We start from the raw sequence: 15327 nt of genomic DNA, 5'->3' as shown, positions 1-15327 counted from the left end.
CTTGCAAGGGGGGCTTCAACTCGCTTACGGTCACGGCACGAGCCGACGGCGGCGAAGCGCTGACTCGTCGGACAGCAGAGACGACGATCAGGAGAGAGAACGATGCGACGAGGCATCTCGGCCGGAGCGATCACGCTCGGCCTGGCGCTGACGCTGACCGCTTGCGGCGGGGCCGGCGAGGACACGGCAGGCGACACGACGGCGGAGCCGACCAGCGGGTCGGCGGAGGGCAGCCTCGTGGTCTGGGTCGACGAGACGCGGCAGGCCGCGGTCGAGGCGGCGGCCAAGGCGTTCGAGGACGAGAACGGCGTCGACGTCGAGCTCGTGCTCAAGAACTTCGAGGACATCCGGGCGGACTTCCTCGCCCAGGTGCCCACCGGCGAGGGCCCGGACCTCACGGTCGGGGCTCACGACTGGCTCGGTGAGATGACGAGCAACGGCGTCGTGGCTCCCATCGAGCTGGGCGACAAGGCCGGCGACTTCCAGGAGGTCGCGGTCCAGGCCTTCACGCAGGACGGCCAGGTCTACGGCCTGCCCTACGCGATCGAGAACATCGCGCTCATCCGCAACACGGCGCTCGCGTCCGCAGCTCCCGCGACGTGGGACGACGCCATCGCTGCCGGCCGCGCAGCGGGAACCCCGTACCCGTTCCTCATCCAGACGGGCACCGAGGGTGACCCGTACACGTACTACCCGTTCCAGACGTCGTTCGGCGCCCCCGTCTTCGTGCAGAACGACGACGGCTCCTACACGGCCGAGCTCGCGCTGGGCGGTGCCCCCGGCCAGGCGTTCGCGACGTGGCTGCAGGCGCAGGGCCAGGCCGGCACGCTGTCGACCGACATCACGTACGACATCGCGGTCGAGGCCTTCAAGAACGGCGAGTCGCCGTTCATCGTCGGCGGGCCGTGGATGCTCGAGCAGTTCGCCGACCTCGAGCTGGCGATCGACCCGATCCCGTCGGCAGGCGGGCAGCCCGCGCAGCCCTTCGTCGGTGTGCAGGGCTTCTACGTCTCGGCGCAGAGCGACAACGCGCTGCTCGCGAACGACTTCCTCGTCAACTACGTCGCGACCGACGAGGCGCAGCTCGCGCTCTACGAGGCGGGCAGCCGCCCGCCGGCGCTGAAGTCGGCGGCCGAGACGGCCTCGTCCGACCCGATCACGGCGGGCTTCGCGGCCGTCGGCGCCGACGCGGTCCCGATGCCGTCGATCCCCGAGATGGGCTCCGTGTGGGCGTTCTGGGGCGTCACCGAGGCCAACATCATCTCGGGCACGTCCGAGCCGGTCGCCGCCTGGGACAAGATGGTGGCCGACATCCAGGGAGCCATCGGGTCCTGACCCGTGGCAGGTCGCGCCGCGGGTGACCACCCGCGGCGCGGCCGCCCCCGTCGCCCCCGTCGCCCCCGTCGTGCCTGACGGGCGACGCCTTCCCGGCGCACCGACGCGCCGCCCACGACCCCACGGAAGGTCCCGCGATGTCCTCGCAGCCCACCCTTGCCGGCCCCGTCGGACCCGCCGACGCCGCCGGCGGCCCGACCGACGTCCCACCCGCGCCGTCGCGCGGGCGCAGCGGTGCAGGGCGCGGACCCGTGCGCCCCGGCACGCTCGTCAAGATCGCGCTCATGGCCGTCGTCAACGCCCTCGGCGTCTTCGGCGTCCTCGCCGCCTGGCGCGAGGGCCACCTCGGCATCCTCGCCGCGATGGTCGTGCTCGTCGTCGTCGCGGACTGGGTGTACTTCTCCCGCCGCACGACACCGCTGAAGTACATCCTGCCGGGGCTCGCGTTCCTGCTGGTCTTCCAGGTGTACGTCGTGGGCTACACGGGCTGGGTCGCGTTCACCAACTACGGCGACGGTCACAACTCGACGAAGGAGCACGCCGTCGAGGCGCTGCTGGTCCAGAACGAGCGCCGCGTCGAGGGCTCCGCGACCTACCCGCTGGCCGTCGTCGAGCGCGGGGACGAGCTGGGCTTCGCGATCATCGACGGCGGTGACGTCCTCGTGGGGACGGCCGAGCAGCCGCTGACGGTGGAGCCCGGCGCACGCGCCGAGGACGGACGCGTGACCGAGGTGCCGGGCGCCACCGTGCTGGATCGCGGCGAGGTGCTCGCCCGGCAGTCGGAGGTGACGAGCCTGCGGGTCGCCTTCTCCGACGACCCGAACGACGGCTCGGTGCGCACGCAGGACGCCCGCACCGGCTTCCTCGCCGTCCCGACCCTGGAGTGGGACGCGGACGCGGACACGATGACCGACGTCACCACCGGCACCGTCTACCGCGCGACCTCCGACGGCTGGTTCCGGTCGGACGACGGGCAGCGGCTCAACGTCGGCTGGCGCGTCATGGTCGGTCTCGACAACTTCCGCACCGCGTTCGCCGACGAGCGTTACGCCGGTCCGTTCCTGCGGATCCTGGTGTGGACGTTCGCGTTCGCGATCCTGTCGGTCGTCACGACGTTCCTGCTCGGGCTGTTCCTCGCGATCACGTTCAACGACACGCGGCTGCGGGGACGCAAGGCCTACCGGACGCTGCTGATCCTCCCGTACGCGATCCCCGGGTTCCTCGCGGCGCTGCTGTGGTCCGGGATGCTCAACCGCTCCTACGGCTTCGTCAACCAGGTGCTGCTCGGCGGTGCCGCGATCCCGTGGCTCACGGACCCCTGGCTGGCCAAGCTCTCCGTGCTCGGCGTGAACCTGTGGCTCGGCTTCCCGTACATGTTCCTCATCTGCACCGGTGCTCTGCAGTCGTTGCCGGGTGACGTGCTGGAGGCCGCCAAGGTCGACGGTGCGAGCGCGTGGCGGACGTGGCGGTCGGTGACGCTGCCGCTGCTGCTCGTCGCGACCTCGCCGCTGCTCATCTCGTCGTTCGCCTTCAACTTCAACAACTTCACGCTCATCTACATGCTCACCGGCGGCGGCCCGCGCTTCGCCGACGCGTCGGTCCCGCTCGGCCACACCGACATCCTCATCTCGATGGTCTACTCGGTGTCCGGCCTCGACGGCACCGCGGCCAAGAACTACGGCCTGGCCAGCGCGCTGTCGATCGTCATCTTCCTCATCGTGGCGACCATCTCCGCGATCACGTTCAAGCGGACGAAGCAGTTCGAGGAGATCAACTGACATGGCCACCACCGACGTCACGCGCGCAACCCGCAAGTCGTTCTCCGCAGTGCCGCGCATGCGACCCCACCGCTGGTTCGCCGAGCTCGGCTGGCGGCACCTGGTGGGCGTCATCGCCGTCGCCTACGCGGCCTTCCCGATCGTCTACGTCATCTCGGCGTCGCTGGCCGACGGCGGCACGCTGACCGGGTCCAACCGCCTCTTCTCGTCGCTCAGCCCCGCCAACTACGACGCGCTGGGCGGCACGATGTTCTGGCGCTGGCTCGGCAACACGCTGCAGATCGCGATCGCGACCGGCATCGGCACCGTCCTCATGGGCGCGGCCGCGGCCTACGCGTTCTCGCGCTTCCGGTTCACGGGGCGCCGCGTCGGCCTGACGACGCTGCTCATCGTCCAGATGTTCCCGCAGATGCTCGCGTTCGTCGCGATCTTCCTGCTGCTCATCTCGCTGGGCAACGTCGTGCCGGCGCTCGGTCTCAACAGCAAGATCGCGCTGATCGCGGTGTACCTGGGCGGCGCGCTCGGGGTGAACACGTTCCTCATGTACGGGTTCTTCAACACCGTGCCCAAGGAGCTCGACGAGGCCGCGAAGATCGACGGCGCCACGCACGCGCAGACCTACTGGACGATCATCCTGCGGCTGGTGACCCCGATCCTCGCGGTCGTCGCGCTGCTGTCCTTCATCAGCACCTTCGCCGACTTCATCATCGCCCGCCTGGTCCTGCAGTCGGAGCGCAACTGGACGGTCGCCGTGGGGCTGTACGGATGGGTGTCGTCGCTGCTCGAGGCGAACTGGGGCCTGTTCGCCGCCGGTGCCGTCATCACGGCGCTGCCCGTGCTCGTGCTGTTCCTCTTCCTGCAGAAGTACATCGTGGGCGGCCTGACCGCCGGTGCGGTCAAGGGCTGACGAGGTCGGGCCGCTCGTGACGTGCCGGTGTGAGCAACCGCACCGCGGCACGTCGCGGGCGGCCTCTACCCTGGGCACGTGACCGCCCCCACCGTGACCAGCGCCGACGGGTACGCCGACGCCGACCGCGAGCGGTGGGTGGCCGAGGGGGAGAAGTCCCGCGAGCGGACCCCGTTCGAGCGTGACCGCGCGCGCCTCGTGCACTCCTCGGCGCTGCGGCGCCTCGGCGCCAAGACGCAGGTGCTCGGCCCCTCGTCGGACGACTTCGTGCGCACGCGCCTGACGCACACGCTCGAGGTCGCGCAGGTCGGCCGCGAGATCGGCAAGGCGCTGGGCTGCGACCCCGACGTCGTCGACTCCGCGTGCCTCGCGCACGACCTCGGGCACCCGCCGTTCGGCCACAACGGCGAGCGCGCCCTCGCGGAGATCGCGCGCGGCATCGGCGGGTTCGAGGGCAACGCGCAGACGCTGCGCCTGCTGACGCGCCTGGACCCCAAGGTCGTCGCGCCCGACGGTCGCTCCGTGGGGCTCAACCTCACGCGGGCCAGCCTCGACGCGTCCGTGAAGTACCCGTGGCGCCACGGGCAGGGTCCGATCAGCCCCGCCAGCGGCCGCCCGACCCACAAGTTCGGCGTCTACGAGGACGACCTGCCGGTCTTCACGTGGTTGCGCGCCGACGCGCCCGCGGGGCGCAAGTGCCTCGAGGCGCAGGTCATGGACCTCGCGGACGACATCTCGTACTCCGTGCACGACGTCGAGGACGCCGTGGTCGGCGGGCGCCTCGACCTCGGGGTGCTCACGCGCCCCGACGAGCGTGCGCGGGTCGTCGAGGCCGTCGACACCTGGTACGGCAGCGAGGTCACGGCCGACGAGCTGCAGGCCGCGATGGACCGGCTCGTCGCGGCACGGTTCTGGGAGGCGGGGTTCGACGGCTCACGCCGCGCGCTCGCGGTGCTCAAGGACGCGACGAGCCAGCTCATCGGGCGGTTCGCGAAGGCCGCGCAGCAGGCCACCCGTGCCCGCTACGGCGAGGGTCCGCTGACGCGGTACGCGGCGGAGCTCGTCGTGCCGCACGAGACGCTCGCGGAGATCCTCGTGCTCAAGGGCCTGGCCGTGGCGTACGTCATGGCGCCGCGCGAGCTCGAGCCGCTGTACCTGCGCCAGCGCGAGATCCTCGCCGACCTCGTCGAGGTCATGGCCGACCGTGGCGCCGACGTGCTCGAGCCGCCGTTCGCGGCCGACTGGCGCGCGGCCGACGACGACGCGCGGCGGCTGCGCGTCGTCGTCGACCAGGTCGCCTCGCTCACCGACGTCTCGGCGGTGGAGCTGCACACCCGGCTCGTGCACCCGCCGCGGCACTGAGGCGCCGACCGGCCCGGGGGATCAGTCGCCCGCGTCCAGCGGCCACACCGGGCGCACCTCGACGCGCCCCGCGCGCGCCATGGGATGCGCCGCCGCGATCGCGACGGCCTCGTCGAGGTCGGCCGCCTCGATGACGTCGTACCCCGCGATCTGCTCGCGGGTCTCCGCGAACGGTCCGTCGGAAAGGACGACCCGGTCGCCCCGGCGCCGCACGGTCGTCGCCGCCTCGACGGGACGCAGCCGGTCACCGTGCCGCCAGACGCCACGCTCGTCCACGTCGGCACCCCACTCCTCGATCGTGAGGTCGCCCGGCGCGGGCTCCTCGCCCTCGGGGTCCGTGCAGATGAAGAGCATGTACTCCACGTCGTCCTCCTCGTGCTGTCGCGGGCGCGGTCCGCCCGTCACCCGCCATGACGTGCCGCCCGCACGACATTCGACACCACGGGTGGCGCGGGGCGCGCGACCACCCGGCCGCCGGGTCACGCCGCTGCCACGGGCGCCTAGACTCACGCCCGTGGCCGGACGAATTCTGCGGGAGGACGTGGAGGCCGTCCGCGAGCGCGTCCGCATCGAGGAGATCGTCGGCGCGCACGTCGCGCTCAGGCCCGCGGGCGTCGGCTCGCTCAAGGGGCTGTGCCCGTTCCACGACGAGAGGTCGCCGTCGTTCCACGTCCGCCCGCAGGTGGGGCGGTACCACTGCTTCGGGTGCGGCGAGGGCGGCGACGTCATCGCGTTCGTCCAGCAGGTCGACGGGCTGGGTTTCACCGACGCGGTCGAGTACCTGGCGTCGCGCGTCGGCATGCAGCTGCGGTACGAGGAGGGCGGCGGGCCCGCGCGTCCCGGCGAGGAGCCGGGGAAGCGCCGGCGGCTGCTCGACGCGCACCGCGTGGCCGAGGAGTTCTACCGTGAGCAGCTCGTCACGCCGCAGGCCGCGGTGGCGCGCACGTTCCTCGCCGAGCGCGGGTTCGACCGCGCGGCGGCCGACGAGTTCGGCGTGGGCTTCGCGCCGCAGGGCTGGGACGGCCTGCTGCGCCACCTGCGCGGCCGGGGGTTCACCGAGGCCGAGCTCACGGCGTCCGGACTGGTCAGCCAGGGGCAGCGCGGCATCTACGACCGGTTCCGCGGGCGTCTGGTGTGGCCGATCCGCGAGGTCACCGGCGAGACGGTCGGCTTCGGTGCCCGCCGGCTGCTCGACGACGACAACGGTCCCAAGTACCTCAACACCCCCGAGACGCCGCTGTACCGCAAGTCGCACGTGCTGTACGGGATCGACCTGGCCAAGCGGGAGATCTCGAAGCAGAAGCAGGTCGTGGTCGTCGAGGGCTACACCGACGTCATGGCGATGCACCTGTCGGGCGTGCGCACCGCGGTGGCCACCTGCGGCACGGCGTTCGGGACCGACCACGCGCGCATCGTGCGCCGGCTCGTGGGGGACCACGGGGGAGCGGGTGGGGTACAGCTCGCGGGCGGCGCGTCGGTCGGCGGCGAGATCGTCTTCACGTTCGACGGCGACGCGGCCGGCCAGAAGGCCGCGCTGCGCGCGTTCGGCGAGGACCAGGCGTTCTCGGCGCAGACGTTCGTCGCGGTCGAGCCGTCGGGCATGGACCCCTGCGACCTGCGCCAGGCGCGGGGCCCGGACGCGGTGGCTGCGCTCGTCGCCTCGCGGCAGCCGCTGTTCGAGTTCGTCATCCGCTCGACGCTCGCCGCACACGACCTCGGCACCGCCGAGGGGCGCATCCGGGCGCTGCGCGCCGCCGCGCCCGTCGTGGCGAGCATCCGTGACTCCGCGCTGCGGCCCGAGTACGAGCGTCTGCTGGCCGGGTGGCTCGGCATGGACGACGTGAGCGGGGTCCGGCGCGCCGTCGCGGACGCGCGTCGCGCACCGCGTCCCGGGGCCCGGCAGGCGGACCGCGACGTCGTCGCACGGCCCGGCGGGCGCCCCGACGACGCCCCGGCGGTGGTCCCGGTCGCGCGGATGGCGGCACCCGACCGCCGTGACCCCGTCGCGCAGGTGGAGCGCACCGCGCTGGAGGTGGTGCTGCAGCATCCCACGCTCGTGCCGCGGGAGTTCGACGACCTGCCGGCCGACGCGTGCGCCGCACCGGCCTACCGCGCCGTCCACGAGGCGGTCCGTGCCGCCGGCGGCATCGCGGTGGCGGTCGACATCGCGACGCACGGCGGCGAGGCGGCGTGGGTCGAGGCGGTCATCGAGGCCGCCGCCGAGCCGGTACGCCCCCTGCTCACCGAGCTGTCGGTCGCACCGCTGCCGGAGGACCGCCCGACGGCCCTGCCGGCGTTCGTCCGCGGCGTCGTCACACGGCTCGTCGACGTCGGCCTGACGCGCCGCGTCGCGGACGTCCGCGGCCGCCTGCAGCGGCTGGGTGACGACGCGGACCCGTCGGAGCAGCGCGCGCTGCTCTCCGAGCTGCTCGACCTCGAGGCGCAGCGCCGCACCCTGCGCGCGGGCTGACACGGACCGGGCGACCCGGTGCTGCCGGGCTCAGCGCAGCGCGACCAGCCCCGTGCCGTCGTCGGTGACCTTGGTGTCAGTCACCGCGGTGACGGTCATCGACCGCAGCCGCAGGCTGCCCCCGTAGTACGACAGGAACGCGGTGTCGGTCGCGTCCCGGCCCGTCGCGATGCGCAGCAGCGACGGACGCGGTGCGAGGCGCGTCGCGTCGACGACGTACCAGGCGCCGTCGACCCACGCCTCGGCCACCGCGTGGAAGTCCATGGGCTTGAGCCCGGGCGCGTACGCCGACGCCAGGCGGGCGGGCACGTCGCACGCGCGCAGGAGGGCCACGACGAGGTGCGCGAAGTCCCGGCAGACGCCGCGCCGCTTCAGGAGCGTGTCGCTCGCGCCGTCGGTCGGCAGGCTCGTGCCCGGCGCGTAGCTCACGTGCTCGGCGACCCAGGTGACCGCGGCGTCGAGCAGCGCCGGCCCCTCGAGGCCGCGGAACTGGTCGCGCGCGAACGCCAGCAACCGGTCGGAGTCGACGTACCGGCTGGGGCGGCGGTACTCCACGAGGTCGACGTCCTCCACCGGGGGCTCGGTCGCCTGGCCCGTCACGGTCGCCTGGTAGTCGACCACCACGCGCCCGGCCGGCGCCAGGATGCGGTGGACCCGACCTCCGTGGGGCGTCTTGATCTCCTGCACGTCCAGCGGGTCGTCGTCGGTGCGCGCGAGCATCAGCTCGGAGCGCTCGTAGGGGCCGTCCGCGACGGCCACGGCGAGCAGCAGCTCGAGCGGCTTGTGGACGTCGAGCGAGAGGTGGGCAGCCACGGAGCGCAGCACGGACGACGGATCCTTCCCCGGCCGAGGCGGGCCGGACGACGGGTGGTGACGGGGGCGGGACGAGGGGTCGACGACGCGTCCGGGACCCAGCCGGACGGTGCCGGTGGGTGCCGCGGACGAGGGCACGACGGAGTGGGGGTGGGGCGAGGAGACGGTCCCGGGGCGAGCGGGATCGAGGCAAGTGTGAGGCCCGTTCGGTCGTTCGTCCAGCCCTCCCACCGGATGCTGCGTCGTCCCAGGTCAGTGCCGGGTTACGGCGTCCGGGCGGCGACCCCGGGGAGGGGGTCGGACGCGGGTCGCCGCGTGCCCTGCCGTGGTGCGCGACGCCGGCGCGTGCGAGCCTGGCGGCGGTGCGCCGCGGGGTGCACCACCTGCTGCGGTGCGAGGAGGTGCGTGATGCCGGGAGCCTCGGGCCGTGCCCGCCCCGTCCGCGTCACGGTCGTCGCCGACACGCACGTGCCGGGACGAGCCCGCGACCTCCCGGACGAGATGTGGCGCCGGGACGCGAGAGGCGTTGCGACCTGCGGTTCGACGACCTCGACCTGCTGGTGTTCGGCCACAGCCACGTCCCCTGGGACACCACCACGCCGCGCGGCCTGCGGCTGCTCGACCCCGGCTCCCCGACGGACCGGCGCCGGCAGCCCGCCTGCACGTACGTCACGCTGACGCTCCAGGACGGCGCGGTCGGGGACGTCGTGCTGCACCGGCTGCCGCCGCGGGTGCCCGGGCTGCGCTGAGGCGGTCAGGCGCCGGCCTCCTCCTCCGGGTCGAGCGAGTGCCGCTGCACGGCCACCAGGCCGGCCACGGCGGCGTTGCCCGCCTGCCGCTGCAGCTCCAGCAGCGGATGCTGCGCGGCCGGACGCTCGGAGTGCGGCGCGCTCTGCGGGGCCGCGGGGACGGTGCGGTGCCGGTGCTCGGGCTCGGCTGTGTCCATCGGGCTCACCTCGATCTGGTCGGTGTCTCGAACGCCCCGGTCACGGCGGCGTACGCGTCGGGGGTCGTCGGGGGGTAGAGCCACACGGCCTGGTAGCCGAGTCCCGCCCCGTCGAAGACCGTGAGGCCGCGGTCCAGGTGGCAGCGCTGCTCGCTGCCCGGGTACGCCCCGCTGCCGTGCGGGTGCACGACGTCCGGCTCGCCGAGCGCCGCGACCACGGCGGGCCACGAGGGGGACGCAGGCGGCTGGGACAGCTCCACGAGCGCGAGCTCGCCGCTGCGCTCCCAGCGCAGGTGCACCGGATACGGCTGGTCGGGGACGGTGACGACGGCGCCGAGCAGCTCGCGCCCCGCGAGCCGGACCGGCCCGGGGGAGAGCGGGACGCCGAGCGCGGCGCCGACGACCTCCGGCGTGAGACCCGGTGCCCAGCGCCAGCGGTCGTAGCGCCCGGCCAGCGCCTCGGCCAGCGGGCCGGCGTCGACAGGAGCGGTCATCGCGGGAGCCTCCCTCCGCCGAGCACGGCGGTGTCGCCGCGGAAGTACGCCGCCTTCATGTTGGCGGCGCCGAAGTACGCCTCGAGCTGCTGGGCCTCGGCGAGCTCGGCGTAGTGCCCGGGCGCGCCGCCGACGGCGGCGAGGTCGAGCGTCGTGTCGGCGGCACCCTGCACGCGGCCCCGGAGCTCCGCGCTCGCGGTGATCTCCTGCGGGTGGACGCTCTGCCACGTCCGGAGCGTGAACAGGTCGGTGAAGCCCTCCTGGTACGTCGTGACGTGGTGCGAGTCGCGCAGCCCGCGGTACCACGTCCCGTACGTCGGGTGCTCCGTGGTGTGGATGTACTCGTGGATCATCGTCTTGAACAGCCCCCAGTAGATCGCCCGCGTGGCGGCCGGGGTGGCGCCCTGACGCGCCGCCACCGACACCCTGCCCCGGTACTGCACGCCGGGCCACATCCGGTCGATGATCCTCAGGCGCCGGGCCCGTTCCGTGCCCGTGAGCCCCGTCGCCGCCATCGCGGCGACCTCGTTCGCCGCGACCGGTGCGGTCCGGCCCGCGTAGTGGCTGATGACGCGGTCCTCGATCGCGCGCGCCGCGGCGGCGTCCTCGAACGAGTGGTGCGCCTCCTGGACGGCGCCGACGTCGTTCCCGCCGCCACCCTCACGGACCATCCAGCGCGCCATGTCGTACGGGTCGCCGACGACCGTGCCACGGTCCTCCAGCGTCCCGGCCGAGAACGTCATGCTCGGGGCCGCGGCGGACCCGAACATCCCGTACAGGGCGTCCACGCGGCGCTTCGCCTCTGCCGCGATGCCCTCGACGTGCCCGCCCGGGCTCGTGTCGAGGCCGGCGCGGGCGTCCATCGGCCCGGCCCAGGCCCACTCGCCCAGCATCTGCGTGTGCAGTGCCGCGGTCAGGTCCTCGTAGTAGCCCGCGGGCACGAACGCCGGGGCCGGGCCGCCGGCAGCGGCCGCGGCGGCGCGTGCGGCCCGCGTCGCCGGCGGTGTGAGGATGTCCTCGACGCGCGCCTCACGGGCGGCGTCCGACGCCGTCACGCCCGTGGTCGACGGGGCCACGATCTCCCCGGCGAGGGTCGCGAGGAAGGTGCGCACGGTCGTCAACGACGCGGGCGCGCCGGCCGCCGGGTTGCGGGTGAGGACGACGAGGATGGCCGGCAGGTACAGCGGGGACTGCAGCGCGGCGCGCAGGCGGTCCTCGGGGACCTGGGCCGCGACGACCAGGCCGTGCTCCGGGCGGGCCGACGCGGTGAAGAGCCGGAGCAGGCGAGTGCGGAGCGCGGCGGTGGTCCGAGCACCCTCGATGCGGCCCAGCTCGGCGGTCGCGGCCGGGTCGGTGAACAGGGCGGCGTGCTCGGTCGACATGAGCGACTCGACCGCCCGCACCGCCACCTCCTTGCGGGCGTCGAGAGCGCTCGTCCACCAGTTCGTCGCCTGGTTCGCCCGCCAGGAGGCGATGGCCGTCTCGAGGCGGTGCAGCGTCCGTGTGCGCCCGACGGAGTCCGCGGGTGCGAGCGTGCCGTAGTGGGCGACGAGCGCCTGGACCGGCTGCCAGTACGCGGCGGAGCCGGTGTACCCGGCGACCGTCGCGACCGTCGGGCTGGCCGCCCAGGTGGCGGGGGTCCGCTGGACCCAGTGGCGGAACCCGGTACCGCCGCGGTCCGTCGCCGTCAGCATCGCGGTGACGGCCTCGTTCCCGGCGGTGGCCTGGAGCGCCGCGAGCGGCGGGTGCGGGGCGCTCGCGTGCTCGTCGCGCGCCGCGGCGTGACGTGCCGAGCCGTGTCGGGCGACCGGATCGGCCGTCTCCCGCTCACGACTCGTCATGGCTCCATCCGGCACCCGTGGCGTGGCGTCGGACAAGGTCCGCGCGGGCAACCCTTGGGGCACCCGCGCGGCGGCGTGGCGCGGGGACGACGAAGGCCCCCGTCGCGCTGTCGCGGGACGGGGGCCTCGTGCGGAGCTCCCCCGACTGGACTCGAACCAGTAACCCTTCGATTAACAGTCGAATGCTCTGCCAATTGAGCTACGGGGGATCGTGCGGGGAAAACCCTAGCAGGCTCTGACGGGTGCTCGTGCCCCCGCCCGCGTCAGGTCGCCAGGCCCGCCTCGGCCCGCACGTGCTGCTCCGCCTCGGCGACGGCCCGCACGACCGCCGGCACCGTGAGGTCGACCGTGCCGTCTCCGATGACCTGGGTGAACAGCCCGCCGTCCTCGTCGCGGCGCAGCGCGACCCGCACCGACCCCCGGCCGCCCGGCACGGCGACGTGCTCGACGTGCACCACGGACTGCTGCACGCGCTCGCGGAACGACTGCACGAGGTCCCAGGCGTCCTCGGTGGCGACGACGAGCGCGCTGCGCGCCCCGCTGACCCAGTGCACCGTCAGGGTGCGAGTGGCGGCGTCGAGCGACCCCCGGTCGACGTCGGCCCACGGCGTGCGTGCGACGCCGTGGTCGCCCACGACGTGCAGCGCGCGGCGCGTCGTGACGGCCCACCGACCGTCGTCGAGGGGAGCGGCCGCCAGGACGGCGTCGCCGCGCAGGTCGAGCGCGCGGCGCAGGTGGTCGGGCAGGCGGGGGCGTCGGGAGAACAGGGCCACGTCACCACCGTAGCCGCGTGTGCCGGCCCGCCGGCCGCGCGCTGCCGGTGTCAGCCCTGCCGGCGCCGCACGCCGTTCCACGCGAGCACCGCGCACGTCGCACCGTTGAGGAACCCGACCAGCACGTCGGTGAGCGAGTGCATCCCGCGGTACATGCGCGCGACGCCGACCGCGACGGGGACGAGCACGCACAGCAGCGTCACCGTCCACCGTGCGACGGGGTTGCCGATCCGCTGCGCCATCATCGCGAGCGACAGGTAGAAGGCGGTGGCCGCTCCGGTGTGGCCGCTGGGGAAGCTCGAGGTCGGCGGCGCCTCGTCGAGCTGCTCGACGTCGGGCCGCTCGCGGCCCACGACGAGCGCGGAGGTCAGGAAGATCGCGGCCTGCACCGCCACCGCGAGCCCCGGCACCATGGCGTACCACCACTGGCGGGTGCGCCACCACACGAGCGCGATCGCGAGGACGCACGCGCCGATGAGGAACTCCGTCTGCCCGATGGCCGACAGCACGGTCGTCACGGCGTCGAGCGTCGGCGTGCGCTGCTCCACCAGCCAGGCGTTGACGCCCGTCTCTGCCTGCAGACCGCCCAACGGTCCGGTGATCAGCAGGCCAAGACCGACGACCACGCCCCACAGGGCGAGGGCCGGCAGCAGGACGCGCCGGGCGAGGTCGCGGCGCAGCTCCGCACCCGAGGGGGCGCGGGTGTCGGTCTCGTACCGGTGCCAGAACTCGTGCAACGCGTCCTCCGGGTGCTCAAGGGGCCAGGTGCTCAGGGGTGGGGGCCGACGCGGCCGTGCGGCCCGTCCCGTGCCGCTCGTCGGGCGGCGACCGGCGCCAGCCGAGGTACGACGCGCCGGCGACCGCGGTGCCGAACAGGACCCCTGCCACGACGTCGGACGGGTAGTGCACGCCGAGCAGCACCCGGTCGGCGACGGTCAGCGCGACCAGCAGGCCCGCGACGGTCGGCACGGCGACCCGGCCGGCACGTCCCAGCACGGGCCACACGAGCACGGTGAGCACGACGGCGACGGTGGTCGTGTTGGCCGCGTGCCCCGACGGGAAGCTCCAGCCGGGCGCGTGCGCGACGGCGTCGTCGATCACGGGACGCGCGCGCTGCACGACGAGCTTGGCCAGGTGCTGCAGCCCCCACCCGACCGCCACGGTCACGCCCGCCCACACGACGCGGTCGCGCAGCTCGTCGCGCCGCCACGCCCAGGCGCCCACCGCGGGCACGAGCACGAGGTTCAGCCAGCGCGCGGCGAACACCTCCTGCCACCCGACCAGCGCGGTCCGCAGCGTGTCGGAGGAGCGGGTGACGTCCGTCGCCGCGGCCACCGTGGCCTCGTCGAACCGCACGACGGCACCCGACCCGCCGCGCACCGCGACGGCGAGCGCGACGACCGGCAGCACCACGGCGGCGCCGAACGCGGCGGCGCGCAGCAGTGCACGTCCGGGGACACGCGCGGCTGGCATGGCGCGACCCTAGGGGGCGTGCGGCGACCCCGCACCCGGACCGCGTGGCCACGGTCGCGGCTCGGTGGGCCAGGTGGGGCTCGAACCCACGACCGACGGATTATGAGTCCGCTGCTCTGACCGACTGAGCTACTGGCCCCTGCTGCAGTGCAGGGTAGTGCCGCGAGGTGCACCGCCGTACCACCGTGCCCCCGCTCCGGATGCCGACCACGCCGTCCGCTGCCACGATCGCTGCGGGCTCCGACAGGCGTCGGGAGCGGGGAGCCCGCATCGAGGGAGGTGCCATGGCCACGGTCGCGACGACGTCACCGCAGGGGGCGTGGGAGCTGGGGGCACGGGCGGGCTACGCCGCCAGCGGAGTCATGCACGCGCTCATCGGCGTGCTGGCCGCACAGCTCGCGCTCGGCTCGTCGGGTGGGAGCGCCGACGAGTCGGGGGCGTTCGCGGCGCTCGCGCAGACGCCGTTCGGCGGTGTCGCGCTGTGGTTCAGCGTGGTGGGGTTCACGGCTCTGGCGCTCTGGCAGGCCGCGGCGGCGCTCAGCGGGGCCGCGGGTGCGACCGCGGACCGTGTGAAGGCCGGCGCGAAGGGCGCGGTCTACCTCGTGCTCGCCCTCACCGCGCTGTCGGTGGTCCGCGGCGGGAACGGCGGGGGCGGTGCGTCGGACTTCACCGCGCGCCTGATGCAGAGCACCGGTGGGCGCCTCCTCGTGGGGGCGATCGGGCTCGGCCTCGTCGCCGTCGGCGTCTACCACGTCGTCAAGGGCGTGCGGAGGAAGTTCCTCGAGGACCTCACGCGGCTGCCGTCCGGGACGGCCGGGCGGGTCGCCCGTCGCGCCGGGACCGTGGGCTACGCGGCCAAGGGCGTCGCGCTCGGGATCGTCGGCGTCCTCTTCGTGCTCGCAGCCGCGCGCGCGAACCCCGCGGAGGCGAGCGGTCTGGACGGTGCGCTGCAGGCGCTGCGGGACGCTCCGGCGGGCCCGGTGCTGCTCCTGCTCGTCGCGGCCGGCCTGGTCGCTTTTGGGGTGTACTGCGGTGTGAGGTCCCGGTTCGGCAGGCTGTGACTTTTCACCCGCTCCGGACAGATCTGGCACGGCGGAGCTTCTTGCACAGTTGTCCAGATTCAGGCATAGTCGGA

General features: G+C 74.1%; 14 protein-coding genes, 2 tRNA genes and 1 pseudogene. 7 read left to right on the top strand and 10 right to left on the bottom strand.

Features of this window, described 5'->3' with window-relative positions; all coding sequences use genetic code 11:
- The first annotated feature begins 102 nt into the window (after positions 1-102).
- The 4 genes from CFLA_RS11015 to CFLA_RS11000 all read left to right on the top strand — a co-directional run bounded on the left by CFLA_RS11015 (position 103) and on the right by CFLA_RS11000 (position 5382).
- Positions 103-1335, top strand: coding sequence for a sugar ABC transporter substrate-binding protein (locus tag CFLA_RS11015; RefSeq protein ID WP_013117400.1), 1233 nt, complete (start codon positions 103-105; stop codon positions 1333-1335).
- 137 nt (positions 1336-1472) lie between these two features.
- Complete coding sequence (locus CFLA_RS11010; protein ID WP_013117399.1) at positions 1473-3113, top strand: ABC transporter permease subunit; 1641 nt, start codon at positions 1473-1475, stop codon at positions 3111-3113.
- A 1-nt stretch (position 3114) separates the two neighbouring features.
- Positions 3115-4020, top strand: coding sequence for a sugar ABC transporter permease (locus CFLA_RS11005; protein ID WP_013117398.1), 906 nt, complete (start codon positions 3115-3117; stop codon positions 4018-4020).
- Between the two features lie 78 nt (positions 4021-4098).
- Complete coding sequence (locus CFLA_RS11000) at positions 4099-5382, top strand: deoxyguanosinetriphosphate triphosphohydrolase (protein WP_013117397.1); 1284 nt, start codon at positions 4099-4101, stop codon at positions 5380-5382.
- Positions 5383-5403: 21 nt separating this feature from the next.
- Here CFLA_RS11000 and CFLA_RS10995 read toward each other — a convergent pair whose 3' ends face one another.
- Complete coding sequence (locus CFLA_RS10995) at positions 5404-5736, bottom strand: YciI family protein (RefSeq protein ID WP_245530368.1); 333 nt, start codon at positions 5734-5736, stop codon at positions 5404-5406.
- 160 nt (positions 5737-5896) lie between these two features.
- Between CFLA_RS10995 and dnaG the strand changes: the two genes are divergently transcribed.
- Complete coding sequence (dnaG, locus tag CFLA_RS10990) at positions 5897-7852, top strand: DNA primase (protein WP_013117395.1); 1956 nt, start codon at positions 5897-5899, stop codon at positions 7850-7852.
- A 30-nt stretch (positions 7853-7882) separates the two neighbouring features.
- Here dnaG and CFLA_RS10985 read toward each other — a convergent pair whose 3' ends face one another.
- The gene (locus CFLA_RS10985; protein ID WP_013117394.1) at positions 7883-8677 is read right to left on the bottom strand and encodes a transglutaminase-like domain-containing protein; all 795 of its coding nucleotides are present in this window, start codon (positions 8675-8677) and stop codon (positions 7883-7885) included.
- A gap of 494 nt (positions 8678-9171) precedes the next feature.
- Here CFLA_RS10985 and CFLA_RS10975 point away from each other — a divergent pair.
- Positions 9172-9414, top strand: a pseudogene (locus tag CFLA_RS10975) (metallophosphoesterase family protein); the annotation flags it as partial.
- Positions 9415-9419: 5 nt separating this feature from the next.
- Here CFLA_RS10975 and CFLA_RS10970 read toward each other — a convergent pair.
- From CFLA_RS10970 to CFLA_RS10935, 8 genes are all read right to left on the bottom strand, one after another.
- Positions 9420-9611: a hypothetical protein gene (locus tag CFLA_RS10970; protein ID WP_013117393.1), complete on the bottom strand. Its 192-nt coding sequence runs from the start codon at positions 9609-9611 to the stop codon at positions 9420-9422.
- Between the two features lie 5 nt (positions 9612-9616).
- Entirely contained in the window at positions 9617-10105 is a 489-nt protein-coding gene (locus tag CFLA_RS10965; protein WP_013117392.1) for a hypothetical protein, read from the bottom strand.
- Positions 10102-11946: a hypothetical protein gene (locus tag CFLA_RS10960; RefSeq protein ID WP_013117391.1), complete on the bottom strand. Its 1845-nt coding sequence runs from the start codon at positions 11944-11946 to the stop codon at positions 10102-10104. The genes CFLA_RS10965 and CFLA_RS10960 overlap by 4 nt, the downstream gene beginning before the upstream one ends.
- A gap of 136 nt (positions 11947-12082) precedes the next feature.
- Positions 12083-12155: transfer RNA gene (locus tag CFLA_RS10955), tRNA-Asn, on the bottom strand.
- A gap of 54 nt (positions 12156-12209) precedes the next feature.
- Complete coding sequence (locus tag CFLA_RS10950; RefSeq protein ID WP_013117390.1) at positions 12210-12719, bottom strand: hypothetical protein; 510 nt, start codon at positions 12717-12719, stop codon at positions 12210-12212.
- A gap of 50 nt (positions 12720-12769) precedes the next feature.
- Positions 12770-13456 carry a phosphatase PAP2 family protein gene (locus CFLA_RS10945; protein WP_013117389.1) on the bottom strand — a complete coding sequence of 229 codons (687 nt, stop codon included), beginning with the start codon at positions 13454-13456 and terminating at the stop codon, positions 12770-12772.
- A gap of 16 nt (positions 13457-13472) precedes the next feature.
- Positions 13473-14192, bottom strand: a complete 720-nt coding sequence (locus tag CFLA_RS10940) for a phosphatase PAP2 family protein (RefSeq protein ID WP_013117388.1) — start codon at positions 14190-14192, stop codon at positions 13473-13475.
- A 65-nt stretch (positions 14193-14257) separates the two neighbouring features.
- Positions 14258-14331 (bottom strand) — tRNA-Ile (locus tag CFLA_RS10935).
- Between the two features lie 145 nt (positions 14332-14476).
- On the opposite strand from CFLA_RS10935, the gene CFLA_RS10930 reads away from it, so the two are divergent.
- Positions 14477-15253: a DUF1206 domain-containing protein gene (locus CFLA_RS10930; RefSeq protein ID WP_013117387.1), complete on the top strand. Its 777-nt coding sequence runs from the start codon at positions 14477-14479 to the stop codon at positions 15251-15253.
- Positions 15254-15327: the final 74 nt, after the last annotated feature.

The organism is Cellulomonas flavigena DSM 20109 (assembly GCF_000092865.1).
Classification (GTDB): Bacteria; Actinomycetota; Actinomycetes; order Actinomycetales; family Cellulomonadaceae; genus Cellulomonas; species Cellulomonas flavigena.
This window is presented reverse-complemented; position numbering and strand designations above follow the sequence as displayed.